The sequence below is a fragment of the Dactylosporangium sp. NPDC006015 genome (genome assembly GCF_040614215.1).
Lineage (GTDB): Bacteria > Actinomycetota > Actinomycetes > Mycobacteriales > Micromonosporaceae > Dactylosporangium > Dactylosporangium maewongense.
In genome coordinates, this window is record NZ_JBEXUD010000015.1 from 147,367 (window position 1) to 160,279 (window position 12,913).

The 12,913-nt window shown below is 72.3% G+C and carries 14 protein-coding genes; 6 read left to right on the forward strand and 8 right to left on the reverse strand.

Annotated features, from left to right (window positions below; genetic code table 11):
• Window positions 1–220: 220 nt before the first annotated feature.
• Genes ABZ321_RS26775 through ABZ321_RS26785 form a run of 3 tightly spaced genes read left to right on the forward strand, consistent with a single transcriptional unit; the run spans window position 221 to window position 1,323 of the window.
• Window positions 221–499 carry an ArsR family transcriptional regulator gene (locus ABZ321_RS26775; RefSeq protein WP_354895968.1) on the forward strand — a complete coding sequence of 93 codons (279 nt, stop codon included), beginning with the start codon at window positions 221–223 and terminating at the stop codon, window positions 497–499.
• Entirely contained in the window at window positions 496–855 is a 360-nt protein-coding gene (locus ABZ321_RS26780) for a VOC family protein (protein WP_354895971.1), read from the forward strand. Before ABZ321_RS26775 ends, ABZ321_RS26780 begins: the two co-directional genes overlap by 4 nt.
• 27 nt (window positions 856–882) lie before the next feature.
• Window positions 883–1,323, forward strand: coding sequence for a TIGR03618 family F420-dependent PPOX class oxidoreductase (locus tag ABZ321_RS26785; RefSeq protein ID WP_354895974.1), 441 nt, complete (start codon window positions 883–885; stop codon window positions 1,321–1,323).
• 45 nt (window positions 1,324–1,368) lie between these two features.
• On the opposite strand, the gene ABZ321_RS26790 is transcribed toward ABZ321_RS26785, so the two are convergent.
• The 3 genes from ABZ321_RS26790 to ABZ321_RS26800 form a co-directional block, all read right to left on the reverse strand.
• Window positions 1,369–2,124: a GNAT family N-acetyltransferase gene (locus tag ABZ321_RS26790; protein WP_354895977.1), complete on the reverse strand. Its 756-nt coding sequence runs from the start codon at window positions 2,122–2,124 to the stop codon at window positions 1,369–1,371.
• 192 nt (window positions 2,125–2,316) lie between these two features.
• A complete protein-coding gene (locus ABZ321_RS26795) occupies window positions 2,317–2,919 on the reverse strand; it encodes a dihydrofolate reductase family protein (RefSeq protein WP_354895980.1) in 603 nt (200 codons plus the stop codon).
• Complete coding sequence (locus ABZ321_RS26800; protein ID WP_354895983.1) at window positions 2,907–3,719, reverse strand: phosphotransferase; 813 nt, start codon at window positions 3,717–3,719, stop codon at window positions 2,907–2,909. Before ABZ321_RS26800 ends, ABZ321_RS26795 begins: the two co-directional genes overlap by 13 nt.
• Window positions 3,720–3,762: 43 nt before the next feature.
• Here ABZ321_RS26800 and ABZ321_RS26805 point away from each other — a divergent pair, with 43 nt between their 5' ends.
• From ABZ321_RS26805 to ABZ321_RS26815, 3 genes are all read left to right on the forward strand, one after another.
• Entirely contained in the window at window positions 3,763–4,656 is an 894-nt protein-coding gene (locus ABZ321_RS26805; protein WP_344505605.1) for a hypothetical protein, read from the forward strand.
• Between the two features lie 333 nt (window positions 4,657–4,989).
• Window positions 4,990–5,817, forward strand: coding sequence for a hypothetical protein (locus ABZ321_RS26810; protein WP_354895987.1), 828 nt, complete (start codon window positions 4,990–4,992; stop codon window positions 5,815–5,817).
• Window positions 5,818–5,849: 32 nt separating this feature from the next.
• A complete protein-coding gene (locus ABZ321_RS26815) occupies window positions 5,850–6,320 on the forward strand; it encodes an NUDIX domain-containing protein (RefSeq protein ID WP_354895990.1) in 471 nt (156 codons plus the stop codon).
• Window positions 6,321–6,473: 153 nt separating this feature from the next.
• Here ABZ321_RS26815 and ABZ321_RS26820 read toward each other — a convergent pair whose 3' ends face one another.
• The 5 genes from ABZ321_RS26820 to ABZ321_RS26840 form a co-directional block, all read right to left on the reverse strand.
• The gene (locus ABZ321_RS26820) at window positions 6,474–7,538 is read right to left on the reverse strand and encodes an NlpC/P60 family protein (RefSeq protein ID WP_344505611.1); all 1,065 of its coding nucleotides are present in this window, start codon (window positions 7,536–7,538) and stop codon (window positions 6,474–6,476) included.
• A 118-nt stretch (window positions 7,539–7,656) separates the two neighbouring features.
• The gene (locus ABZ321_RS26825) at window positions 7,657–8,142 is read right to left on the reverse strand and encodes a poly-gamma-glutamate biosynthesis protein PgsC/CapC (RefSeq protein ID WP_344505613.1); all 486 of its coding nucleotides are present in this window, start codon (window positions 8,140–8,142) and stop codon (window positions 7,657–7,659) included.
• Window positions 8,139–9,407, reverse strand: a complete 1,269-nt coding sequence (gene pgsB, locus ABZ321_RS26830) for a poly-gamma-glutamate synthase PgsB (RefSeq protein WP_344505615.1) — start codon at window positions 9,405–9,407, stop codon at window positions 8,139–8,141. Before pgsB ends, ABZ321_RS26825 begins: the two co-directional genes overlap by 4 nt.
• A 2-nt stretch (window positions 9,408–9,409) precedes the next feature.
• The gene (locus ABZ321_RS26835; RefSeq protein WP_354895995.1) at window positions 9,410–11,596 is read right to left on the reverse strand and encodes a HAMP domain-containing protein; all 2,187 of its coding nucleotides are present in this window, start codon (window positions 11,594–11,596) and stop codon (window positions 9,410–9,412) included.
• A 91-nt stretch (window positions 11,597–11,687) separates the two neighbouring features.
• Window positions 11,688–12,896 carry a CapA family protein gene (locus ABZ321_RS26840; protein ID WP_344505619.1) on the reverse strand — a complete coding sequence of 403 codons (1,209 nt, stop codon included), beginning with the start codon at window positions 12,894–12,896 and terminating at the stop codon, window positions 11,688–11,690.
• Window positions 12,897–12,913: the final 17 nt, after the last annotated feature.

Consider the following 12,913-nt stretch of genomic DNA (forward strand, 5'->3'; position numbering starts at 1 on the left):
CCCTACCCATACCTCATAGGCTCGAGGCGTGCTGTCACGAAGCTTGTACGAGTCAGGCAACCCCTTGGAAATCCGCTGAGAGATGGCCCCACCCTCAATCGCATCTACGGTTTTATGAACTTCCTGCGAAGTGTTCTAGTACGCCCGGTTTGCCGCGCCCTCGCTTAACAGCGTCGGGCGAGTAATTCGCATCAGGCGTCCACGTGCTGGGAGTGCAGTTGTGGACCAGGACCGGGGCATCGCCTGCGACCACGTGCGGCTGGCGCTGGGGCCGGCGACGACCGGGCAACTGGCCGACCTGTTTCCGGTCAGCCGGCCGGCGGTGTCGCAGCACCTGCGGGTGCTGATCGACGCCGGGCTGGTGCGGGCCGAGACGCGTGGGCGGCACCGGTGGCACGAGTTGCTGACCGGGCCGCTCGACACGATCGGCGGCTGGGCCCGGGAGTTGGCCGGCCGGCACGCGCGCGCACCAGCACTGCGACCCGAGGAGCCCACATGACCCAGCCCGTTACCTACGTCGAGATCAACAGCCCGGACCTCGCCGCCACGAACGCGTTCATGGAAGTGGCGTTCGGGTGGCGGGCGCAGCCGTTCGCCGCGGCCGACTACCTCGTCGCGCCGCACGGGGACGGGGCCGGGGTCGACACGGGGTTGCTCGCCTCCCGGGACGGGCAGCCGCGCACGGTGCCGGTGATCCGGGTCGACGACCTGCCGAAGACCCTCGAGGTGGTCCGCGCCAACGGGGGCACGGTCGTGGTCGAGCCGTTCACCCTGCCGGGTCTCGGTCACGGCTGCTACATCACCGATCCGGCCGGTGTGCTGCTCGGCCTGCACGCCTACGATGCGGACGCCTGAGCCGGCGGCGGTGGATAGGGTGGCGGCATGACGACGATCGAGGCGGGGCTGCGGCGGGTGACGGAGCTGGCCGGGCGGGAGCACTGGCTGGCCGTGCTGGTGACGATCAGGCCGGACGGTGAGCCGTCGACGTCGGTCGTCAACGCCGGCGTCCTGCCGCACCCGGCCACCGGTGAGCCGGTCGTCGCGCTGGTTTCCCGTGGTGACACCGCCAAGCTTCGAAACCTGGCCGGTCACCCGCGGGCGACGCTCGTCTTCCGTGCCGGCTGGGAGTGGATCTCGGTGGCCGGGACCGCCGAGGTCGTCGGGCCCGAGGCCGGCGCCGAGCCGCTCAGGCTGTTGCTGCGCGACGTCTACCACGCCGCCGGTGGCGTCCACCCCGACCTCGACGAGTACGACCGGGCGATGCTGGAGGACCGGCGCGTCGCCGTCCTGGTCCGCCCCGAACGGTTCGCCACCAACCCCTGACGGGCGGCGGCCCCGGCGCAGGCCAGGACCGCCGCTGGGCTGCGATCAGGTCATCGTCATGTACAGCCGTTCGCCGGCGCGCTCGTAGCCGACGCGGGTGTAGACGCGCCAGGAGTCCTCGCCGGAGGCCTCGAGCCAGGCGAGGTCCACACCGGACGCGAAGAGGCGGGCCGTCACGTCGGCGGTGATGGCACCGGCGAGGCCGCGGCGGCGGTGCGGGGTACACACGGCGATCCCGGCGACCTCGCTCACCCCGTCGGCGGGTGGGACCGCCTGGCCGCCGCCCGCGCACTCGTCGCCGGTGACGGCCATGACGGCGACGCCACCGGCGGCCTGCAGGCGGCGGACCCGGGCCACGTCCGCCGGGGACGCGACGGGCTCCGCGCCGAAGGCGGCGTTCTGCGCACCGATCAGCGCCGCGAGCAGCTCGTCGGTGTCCGGTGTCCGCAGCTGGTACGGGTCGGGCACGGCAGGCGTCCGCAGCGTCGACGGGCGGCAGCACAGGTACGTGTGCCGCGCCTCGACCACGAAACCGGCGGCGAGCAGCAGCCCTTCCAGCGACGGGGCGCAGCCGGTGACGTACTCCAACCGGGGCGTGCGGTCGGCGGCCCGGAACGCCGCGACCAGGTCGGCGACGTCGCCGGCGGTGATCGGGGCGTCAGGGCGCGGGGTGGCGTAGTTGATGCTCGGGCTCGCCGTCGTCGGGTCGACCCCGATCACGAACGGCCCGACCCACACGGGTGCGGGGCGGTTGGAGAGGTTGACGACGACGGACTGCTGGATGCGGGCATCCAAGGACACGGTGATACCTCAAGACGTGAGAAGACCAACGATGGGCGAACAAGACATGGGGCCGCCCAACGCATGCGTCGTCACATCGACGCTCAGGCGGCCGCTCGGCCTACCCGGATCACAGGCTTCAGTCCCTCATGCACCAATGTCCACACCGTCTGCGTGGCCGGCTGCCACGTTCCCCCATCCCGGGGCCCGCTGTCAAGCGACGTCGTACAGCAGGTGGGTGACGCGGTCGCCCTGCACGATGCGGGACGGGTTGCCGAGGGTGATGGGGTCGCCGGTGCCGGCGCCGCCGAAGAACGGGCGGCCCGAGCCGAACACGACCGGCACCACGTGCAGCACGATCTGGTCGATCAGGCCGAGGCGCAGCGCCTGCCCGCCGATCTGCCCGGCCGCGACGTCGACGATCCGGTCGGGGCCGGCCAGCTCCTGGGCCTGCTCGATCGCGGCCGCGACGCCGCCGGTCACGAACGTGAACGGTGCGGTGTCCGCGTGCTTCCAGCCTGTCGGTGGCGTGTGGGTGACGACGAAGACGTGCTCGCCGGCCGGTGGGACGCCGCCCCACCCGTCCGTCAGGTCGAACAGTCGCCGCCCGATCACGACCGCGCCGATGTTCGGGTACACGGACTGGACGAAGTACTTCGACGCCAGGGTGGTGCGGCACGGCTCGTCCTGCCGTGGCGACCACCGCCACTCGGCGTCGCCGTTGCCGAACCAGTCGAACAGCGGCCCGACGGTGTCGTCGTCGCGGGCGATGAACCCGTCCAGCGACACCACCGCGCCCATCTTCACGCGTCCCATGCCTGCACCCCTTCTGCCGGGTCGTCACTGACGTTATCGTCACCTGACAGAAAACGCTGGGCGGCTCGCACGTACTCGGGCACGCCGTACGCGATGTCCTCCAGCGCCGCGCACCGGGCGAAGAACACGACCCGCTCGCCGAACGCGGGGTCGGTGGGGCCGCCGTAGGCGTCCAGCACCGCGGCGAGGAAGCCGGCGCCGAAGTCGCGGTAGAGCCGGGCGAAGTCCAGCGCCGGATCGGTGACGGCCGCGTCGGTCCAGTCGATGACCCCGGTGACCGTGCCGTCCCGCTCCAGGATGTGCTCGGCGCCCAGGTCGGCGTGCACCAGGACCCTGCGGGGCGCCGGCGCCGGGACCTCCGCGTGCAGCCGGTCCAGCAGCTCGGGCGGGCCGTCGAGGTCCTCGAGCCACTCGGCCGGGTCGGCGTCCTCGACCGGCACCAGGCCGTGCACCTCGGTCGGCTCGATCGCGTGCAGCTCCCGCAGGAACCGGCCCATCGGTCCAGCCAGCGCGGCGGGCGCCGGACGGCCCAGCAGCGGGCGGCCGGGCAGCAGCGGATAGGCCAGCACACCCGCCTCCGCGTCGGCGAACCGCACCGCCGGCACAGGCAGCGACACCCGGCCGGCCAGCGCGTCGAGCAGCGCCGCCTCACGTCGTACCGTGGCAGCCTCCGCAACCCGGAGAACCAGGCCGCCGGCGAGGAACGCCGTGTTGTCCAGGCCCCGGCCGAGCTCGGTGACCGCGACGTCGGCCAGCTCGGGAACGTGTGCCCGCAGGGCTCGCAGAGCGCGTTCTCGCATACCGGGCTCCAATCGGGTCGGCCGGGTTGGTTAATCTTGGACAGTGTCCCGTGCCGCAGCTCTCGCGATCGCGGTGGTCCTGATGCTGGGCGGGTGCTCCGCACAGGCGCTGCCCGCACCGGCGCCCGCGCCGTCCGACGACCCATTGGCGGTGGTCGAGGAGCGCACGGCGCTGCTGTCCCGCGACGGCCCCTACCGGGACCCGGACCAGGCCGAGCGGGCACAGGGGCGGGCCGCCGCGCGGCTGCTGCTGGCGGGTTCCGACGACATCACCGACCTCGACGGTGCCTTCGGCCGGCTGGGGTACGACTCCTCCCACAGCGTCGACGCCGCGACCGGACGCCGCTACAGCATGTTCTCCATGAGCGTGACCTACGGGCCGGCCTGGGGTCTCGTCCTCGCCGACCGGTCCGCGCCGCTGCGCTACGTCATCGAGGTGCCGCACCCCGGCTTCGACACCAACACCGACAAGCTCGGCGTCGCCCTCTACCGCCTGGTCCCCGGCAGCGTCCTGCTCATGGCCGGCGCCCACCGCATGGCCGGCAACGGCGCCGCGGACGTCGCCCACAACGACATGTCGATGTTCCACGTCCTGGCGACGGAGCTGGCCCGCGGCGGCCTGAGCCAGGTCCAGCTGCACGGCTTCGCCGACAAGAACCTTCCCGACGCGCAGGCCGTCGTGTCGACCGGCGCGGGCCGCGTCTCCCCCCTCGCCCGCGACGTTGCCTCCAGCCTTCAGGAGGCGGGCGTCATCGTCTGCCGCGCCTGGGCCGCCACCTGCGGCCGGCTCGAAGGCACCACCAACGTCCAGGGCAAGGCCGCCGACGACATCGGCGCGCAGTTCCTGCACATCGAGCTCGGCTGGGTCATCCGCGGCAACCCTGAACGCCTCGACGCCGTCGCCCACGCCATCGCCAGGCGCCTGCCCCCGGGCTGACCCGGGCCGACTCTGGGCCGACTCTGGGCCGACTCTGGGCCGACTCTGGGCGCCCTGCCGTCCCGCCGGATCGGGCGGACCCGGCACCGCCACGCAGCCGTTCAGCCGGTTCCGCGGCTCGATCCGGTGGCTCGGGCCGGCACGTTCAGCGCCCGGCGCAGGCCACCGTCCAATCACTCGGACCCCCGTCCGGGTCTGGACGGCACCGGCCGCCCATCCGAATGACTGTCGTCAATGCCCGACCGCTGCGGCCTCCGCCTGTTCGTCGGTGGTCCGGCGGCCGCGACCGGCGATACGGTCCGCTGCAACGCTCGACGTAAGGAGACGCAGCGCATGACCTCGACGGCGACGAACACCCGCGCCCCTCGACTCGAGCATGACGTCCGCGCGGACCATGACGGCAGGAGCGTGGCCCGGATCGCCTGGACCCTCGCCGCGTCGTTCGCGGCCGTGGCGGCGCTGCTGGGCTCCGACGGCCTGCTGCTGACCGACCGCCCGACGGCGACACCTCCGCTGCTGGGGGCCGCGTTCTTCGTCCTGGCCGCGGTGATCACGCCCGTCACGATCTTCGCGATGCGACGCTCCCGCCTCCGCCGGGAGCGCAAGAGCCAGGCCGAGTTCGACCGCCTCGACGCCGCGACCGACGAGATCGACGACCACGCGCTGGGCAAGCTGGTGTCGTTCAACTTCCGTCTCATGGACCGGTTCATCAACGTCGCGCTCGGCCAGGCCCGCATGTCCTACATCTTCTGCGCGGTGGCCGCGTCCGCGTCGCTGTTCGTGCTGCTCGCCGGCACCAGCGCGATCCTGGCCTCGGCCAGCACCGACGTCCGGGTGACCGTCGGCGTCCTGACCGCCGCGGGTGTCACATTGGGCAGCTTCCTGTGCGCCACGTTCATGCGGTCGTTCGCCATGACGTCCAGGCAGATGAGCTACTACTACGGCCAGCCGCTGGTGCACTGCTACCTCCTGCACGCCGAGTGGCTGGCCGAACGGGCCGTGGAGGGCCTCGACAAGGCGAGCGCCGCGCGCATCCAGGAGCACCTGATCCACGCCACCCTCGGCGCGAGCAAGAACGCGCAGATGCACCTCCTGGACCTGCAGTTCCACGGCCCGAAGCGCCGCCCGAACGAGCAGGACCAGGCCGCCGACCAGGCCTAGCGACCGCGACCCGTCGGGGATACGGTCCTGCGGTGCGCTTCCGGCTGGCGGCGTACGCCGTGTGCCTCGAGCGTGACCGGCTCCTGCTGGCCCGTTACGTCTCCCCCGCGACGGGCGCGACGCTGTGGACGCTCCCTGGCGGCAGGGTGGAGCACGCCGAGGACCCGTTCGAAACGGTGATCCGGGAGCTGGCCGAGGAGACCGGCTGCGACGGCGTGGTCGAGCGCCTGCTGGGTGTGGATTCGAGGGTGGTCCCGGCCGCCGAGGCACGGCTGGGGACCGAGCACCACAACGTCGGCGTCTTCTATCGGGTCCGCATCACCGGTGGTGCGCTCCGGCCCGAGCCGAACGGCGAGACCGCCGAGTCGGTCTGGCATCCGGTGCCCGACGTCGCGGGGCTGTGCCGGTCGTCCCTGGTCGACGTCGGGCTCGCCCTGGCGCAGACTCTTCCCGCGACCGGGCACGTCGCCGCGGTCACCGTCGGCGGCCTGATCCGGCACTGAGCCCGGCGCACGCTCAGGCGTTCATGCCGCCCTTGTACTGGCGCTCGTTCCGCGTTTGTACTGCGCGTGGTCCGCGCGCTCCGGCCCGCGCCCGCGCAACGGTCGGGCACGGGCCGGGGACACAGGCGGCGGGCGGTGCGGAGGCCGGCAGGGTCAGAGGCGGCGGGCGGTGCGGAGGCCGGCGGCGAAGTGGCCGGTGCCGTCCAGGGTGGCCTCGCCGCCGGAGTCGCCCATGGTGGGGCCGTTGGCGCCGACGCGGCTGGAGATGAACCGGTAATGGCCGCGGTCGTCGATGCCGACGTAGATGCCGGAGTGCTCGATGTGGGTCGGCCGGTCGGCGCCGTCCGCGTCGATCTCGGGTGAGCCGTAGAAGAAGACCAGGTCGCCGGGGAGCAGGCGGTCCAGCTGCTGCGGGCGCTTGCCGGTGTTGGGGATGACGACGGTGCCGGGGCCGACGTCGGCGATGGCGTAGGCGCGGCGCGGCAGCCCCGGGCCCTGCGTGTTGGTGCCGCGCAGCGGGAAGCCCATACGGTAGCCGTACACCATGCGGATGAAACCGGAGCAGTCGAGGCTGTGCAGGCGGTCCGGCGACGGCTTCTCCTTGACCCCGTCGGGGAAGTCCCAGGGGACGCCGAGGTAGTCGTAGAAGTCGGAGTTCTCGGCGCGGCCGTCGCGGTCGCTGCTCGACAGCGGCCCGAAGGCGGCGTCGCCGGCGATCTGCAGGCCGTTGTCGCCCTTCCGCGGGGCGGCGCCGTAGGTGTACTGCATGGCAATGGCGAGCACGTCGGGATTCGGATCCGCGAGTGCGGTGGCGAGCCAGCCGGCGAACCAGGACTGCTGCTCGGCGCCGGCCTGCCACGGCTGGGGCGCCAGCCGGACGTAGACGTCGTGGGTGATCTTCGCGTTGGTGAAGCGTGGCTCGGTGAACGTCCTCGCCTTGCCGGTCAGGTGGGCGGTGCGGGCGCCGTCGGTGAGGACCGCGACGCGCGCGCCGTCGGGGCGCAGGACCTCGGTGCCGGGCGGGTCGGTCAGCCGCCGGTACGTGTACCCCGACGACGACACGGTGGTGGCGCCCGCCGTGCCGAGGCTGATCTCGACGGGGTCGGGCTGGGCGAGGCGGATGGCGCTGTAGCCGATGGCCGTGAGGCCGACGACGAGCAGCAGCGCGGCCGTGACGAACGTCGTCGCGCTGCGCAGCGTGAGCCCAGTCGTGTTCACGCCGTCACCTCCGCTGCGCTCCGGCGCCGGCCTGAACCAAAACCTGCGCCCATGATGAGCAGCCCTCCGCTACGCTCCGGCCCGCTCATGCCGTCACCACCACTGCGCTCCGGGCCGCTCATGTGACCGGCACGAGCCCGGCGACGATGCCGCTGAAGGTCACGCCGAACGTGATCCCGGTGACGATCGTCGTGGCGAGGAGGGTCGCCGGCGGCGGCTGGCGCACCAGCTGGTAGGCGATGAGGCCGGGGGCGACGAAGCCGAGCGTCTGGTGGGCGAACAGCAGCGGCAGGTCCCGCTGCACGATGACGAACAGCGTCAGCTGCAGCAGCACGCTGAGCAGCAGGATGGCGGCGAAGAGCCGCTTGCCGTACAGGATGACGACCTTCTGCAGGAGCTTGGTGAGGTAGTAGGTGACAACGGTCATCACCACCACGATCGCGGCCTGCAGCGGATCCTCGATGAGCGCGAGGGCGATCCAGCCGGGCGTGATCATGCCGCCGGGCGACAGGTTGGTCGTCAGGTAACACAGCAGCGCGAACACCAGCCCGATCCCCAGGCAGGCGGTGGCGAGTTGAGCGCTGAGCTCCCCTCCGAAGATCATCGGCTGGTCCTTCTCTGAGCCGGGACGCGGGTCCCCACGGTCATGTTGGTGCGCAGCATCGGCGGCAGCGGGGCGTGCAGCTCGTCGGGCGCCCAGCTGGGCAGGCCGGCCAGCTCGTGCAGAAGCACCTCGCCCTGGCCGTGGATGTTGCCGACGGCGACGATCGAGGAGTCGAAGTCGGTGGCGGCGACGACCCCGTCGAGCAGCCGGTCGGGGTCGAGCCTCCCGCCGAGGTCCACGACCCGGTCCTGGAGGTCGGCCGGGATCGTCGAGCGGGCGCTGCGGGTCGGCTCGCCGATGATCACGATCCGGTCGGGCCGGACGTCGCCGCAGAGCGCGCCCATCTGGCCGTTGCGCTCGACCCGGTCCGGCCGGCAGTTGATGACCATGGTCATCGGCCGGGAGATGAGGTGCTGCCGCTCCAGCTGCTGGATGTTCATCAGCGTCGACTCGGGGTCGTTGGCGGCGAACACGTTGGCGAAGCGGATCAGCTTGTCGCCAGCGGTGACCCGCACGACCGACAGCACGCCGGGGTCCGGCGGCGCGTCGATCATGCCGGCGAGGGCGCTGCGCCGGTCCACGCCGAGCAGCCCGGCGACGGCGATCGCGATGGCCACGTTCTCCTTGAACGTGATCCAGCCGAAGTCGGCCATCTCCCGGTCGGTCACCGAGTCGGGGTCGACGGCGATGAGCCGGCAGTTGCGCTTGTCGGCCTCCTGCTGCAGGATCGCGAGCCGGTCGCGCTCGGCGGTGACGCACACGCCGCCGACGGGCATCGACTTGCTCAGCGACCGGGCGACGTCGTCGAGGGTCGGCCCCATCTCGGCCAGGTGGTCCTCGCGCACGTTGCACAGCACGCCGATGGTGGAGCGGATGAGCTTGCTCTGGTTGATCTCCTGCAGGGCCGGCATCACGGCCATGCACTCGATGACCAGGGCGTCCGGGTGGTAGGCGGCGGCCCGCCGCACGATGCCGATCTGCTCCACGACGTTGGCGATGCCGAACTTGCGGTGGACCGGCTCCTCGCTGGCGTCGGGGAAGATGAACCGGGCGGCGGTGCCGGTGGTCTTGGCCACGACGAGCAGCCCGCCGCCGCGCAGCGCACCGGCGCACAGCCGGGTGATCGAGCTCTTGCCGCGGATGCCGTTGACGAGCACCCGGTGCGGGATCCTGCGCAGGTTGCGGTCGTGGTTGCGCTGCTCGACGATCCCGGCGACGAGCAGCGCGACGCAGCACAGGGCGTAGACGACGTAGAGATACAGCACGCTCAGACCTTCGTGGTCCGGCCGGCGCCGCGCTGGCTGGGGAAGCGCGGGTGGACTGCGGTGAAGTCGTCCTCGGAGCCGCGCAGCCGGATCGCGCCGCCGAAGCGGGCGGAGCCGGTGTGCCGGACCTGGCGGCAGATCTCCAGGCACATCGCGATCGCGCCGACGTCGTCGTGCCGCTGCGGCGGGATCGGCTCGTCGAACTCGCCGGTGCGGATGCGGTCCGCGGTCACGGCGAGGCGGCGCAGCGGCCGCACGAAGATGAAGTACTGCCACACGAACGCGAGCGCGACGATGCCGGTGACGGCGCCGGCCATCAGCAGCGTCCACCGGTTCATGATCACTTGCGGCAGCTGGAGCGAGACGGGGTTGCGCTCGATCACGACGACCCATTCCAGGTGTACGACTGACGGGGGGCTGGTCAGCGCGGTGGCGACCTGCAACGACGGCTGCCCGCCGGCGCTGCGCTGGCCGCGGACGGTGCCGCCGGCCATGGCCTCGATCGCGACGGCGCGGGCCGCGTCGCCCTCCAGCGGCTGCATCGCCCGGTAGCCCGACGAGTCCAGGATCGTGCGCAGCTGCGAGTCGACGACCCGCGCCCGCCCGTCGACCCGGCGCATCACGCCGAGCAGGTAGTCGATGTCGAACTCGCCGACGACCCCATAGCCGTCGTCCTTGGCGATGCGGAACGCGTAGATGACCGGCAACCGGCTGACCGACCGGTCGATGCGGATCCCGGCCTCCCCGGGCAGCGGCTGCGGGGTGCGCAGCGACTCCCGGCCCGCCGAGCTGACCACGGCGCCGTTGCGGTCCACCAGGTACATGCCGCGGAACCGGTACTCGTCGGCCAGCCCCTGCTTGAGGATCGGCCCGAACTTGCCGGGCTCGGTGCGCGCGTTGGCGAGGCTGATCCGCGACACGGTCTGCAGGCCGCTGTCCAGCGCGTTGCCGAACACGCCGCTGACCGCCTCGGCGCGGCTCTCCTCGTCGAAGAACAGCTGGTCGGGCACCGGCGGCCGGGGCGCCTGCAACGCGGTGGCCGTCGCGGCTGCCGGCCACGCCAGGGCGACCAGGGCGGCGACGGCGAGGCCCTGCACGGTGCTCAGCCGCCACCGCGCGCCGCGCAGCCCGCCGCCGCTGAACACCGCGAGGGCCTGCGCGATCCGGAACGTCTCCCTGGTGCGCAGCGGCTGCCGGACAGGTGTCACCGCGCCGCACGCGTCGGACTTGGCCTGCCGCAGCAGCGCCTGGATCGGCGCGGGCAGGAACGCGCGCATGAGCAGGAACGCCAGCAGCGACACGCCGAGCAGCGACAGCCCGAGGAGCAGGCCATAGCCGACGGAGGTGCCGCGGCTGACCGGCGCGACGACGACGGACGCCACAACGACGCCGGTGTCGCCGATCGCGGCGGAGGAGACGACCAGCTGCCGGTCGGGCCACTCTGTGACCTTGATCGCACGGCTGCGGCTGCCCCGCGCCCCGGCCAGGCCCTCGAAGAGCTTCGGCAGGTGCGTCTCGCCGACGGCGCTGACGCCCTGGATGAGGGCCGGCCGGCCGTCTGGAGTGACGATGAAGACGCCGTGCTGGGCGCCCGGGTTGAGCCGCAGGTTGCGCATCAGCAGCGGATAGAGCACGGCGACGCTGCGCTGGGCGTCGAGCGCGGCGATGCGGACGAGGGCCGGCCCGTCGGTGGTGGAGACCGCGACGGTGGTGTCGGCGGGCAGCGGCGTCGGCAGCTGGTCGAGCGGGACCGGCGTGCCGGACGCGGCCTGTGACTGGCGGGTCGCGGTCTGTAGGAGGGCGGCGCCGGTCCAGGTCTCCCGGTTGCCGATGAGCTTCGCCAGCACGTCGGCGTCGGCGGGCAGCGGTGGCTTGCGCACGTCGGCGAGGACCCGGTCCAGGTCGTCCGCGGCCCGGGCGGAGCCGACGCTCATGCCGCGGGCGACGGTCGCGACCAGCTCGCGCTGCGAGTCGTGCACGGCCTTCGGCACGCCGCTGCGATCGTAGACGGCGAAGCCGAGCACGGCGGCCGCGGCGACGATCATCGTCACGCACAGGTAAACCAGTGATGGCGCACTGGAGCCGGCCGGGAACGCCGCCGCGGGCAGCTGCTGCTCAAGAGCCCGCCGGCGCCACGCGATGAGCTGGGCGGGAGGCGCGTCCGCCGCCGGTGGGGCATCGTCATACACGGATATATCGCCCCCCTTCCCTGCGTTTGCGACTCTCTCGCCCGAATCGCCGGTGACTATAACCCAGGGCTACGACAGTCCGTCACATTGATCAACTGGTTCGGGGCGCGGGCGCCGTGCCGCGGACGATCAGACCGGCCTCGTCCGCCCCGCGGGTCAGCAGATGCCCCTGGATCCGCTCGACGGCGGCCTCGTAGATCCGGCGGCGGGCGGCCGGAAGGCCCGGGTCGGCCAACGCCCGTTCCAGGTCGATCACCCGAATGTCCGGGTTCAGGTCGACGAACGTCGGGATCGCCTCGACCGCGGCGACCGTCCATCGCTTCGCCTCACTCGAAGGAGTGAACGTGACACGGACCATCACGCCCTCCCGGTTGTCGTTGATCGGCTCCTCGTGGCGGGCGATCTGGTTGCCCATGCCGTACACGATCCATTTGCCGGAAATGCGCTCGACCGGCTGCACCACGTGCGCGTGGTGGCCGAACACGACGTCGACGTTGCGCAGCGCGGCGACCGCCCGGGCCCAGGTCTGCTGGTCGACGTCGGGCTCGTGGACGTACTCGGTGCCCCAGTGCAGGCTGACCACGACGATCTCGGCGCCGGCGGTGCGGGCCGCGGCGGCGTCCGCCTCGATCTTCTTCGGATCGATGAGGTTCGCGACCCACTCCTGCCCGGCCGGCCGGTTCAGGCCGTTGAAGTACTTCGCGTAGCTCAGGTGAGCGATCTTGACGCCCTTGACGGTGTACAGCTGGGGCCGCTTCGCCTCGTCCGCGCTGCGGGCGGTGCCGGCGTGCCCGAGCTGCGCCTGGTCGAACGCGTCGAGGGTGCGTTTGACGCCGTCGAAGCCCTGGTCGATGCTGTGGTTCGAGCCGGTCGAACAGCCCTCGTAGCCGACGGCCTTGATCGCCCGCACCACCTCCTGCGGCACGCTGAAGCGCGGGAAGCCCGTGTAGGGCCCGCCCGGCGGCGCGACCGGCGTCTCCATGTGGCACAGGGCCAGGTCGGACGCCTCGATGGAGTCCTTGACCCCGGCGAGCATCGGCGCGTAGTCCATCGTGCCGCCGCCGTCCTGCTTCGCCTGGTTCCACAGGTCGGGATGCAGCAGGATGTCACCGGCGCCGATCACCGACACGGACCGTCCCGCGACCGCTACGGGCGAGCCGAGCGGCCGGGGCGTCCCGGTCTCCGGCTCGGTTTCCGGCGCCCACGGGCCGATCCGGTAGACAGCGAAGACCGCGGCCGCCACGACGATGACGGTGCCGAGCATGCCCCACTTCGGCCGGAGTGATCGCGTCTTCTGCACCGCGCAAGGCTAAACAC

Bases quoted from the DNA above. Each gene is read 5' to 3' on its own strand.
- ABZ321_RS26780 (WP_354895971.1), top strand. From the start codon at position 496: ATGACCCAGCCCGTTACCTACGTCGAGATCAACAGCCCGGACCTCGCC.
- ABZ321_RS26785 (WP_354895974.1), top strand. From the start codon at position 883: ATGACGACGATCGAGGCGGGGCTGCGGCGGGTGACGGAGCTGGCCGGG.
- ABZ321_RS26795 (WP_354895980.1), bottom strand. From the start codon at position 2,919: ATGGGACGCGTGAAGATGGGCGCGGTGGTGTCGCTGGACGGGTTCATC.
- ABZ321_RS26800 (WP_354895983.1), bottom strand. From the start codon at position 3,719: ATGCGAGAACGCGCTCTGCGAGCCCTGCGGGCACACGTTCCCGAGCTG.
- ABZ321_RS26810 (WP_354895987.1), top strand. From the start codon at position 4,990: ATGACCTCGACGGCGACGAACACCCGCGCCCCTCGACTCGAGCATGAC.
- ABZ321_RS26825 (WP_344505613.1), bottom strand. From the start codon at position 8,142: ATGATCTTCGGAGGGGAGCTCAGCGCTCAACTCGCCACCGCCTGCCTG.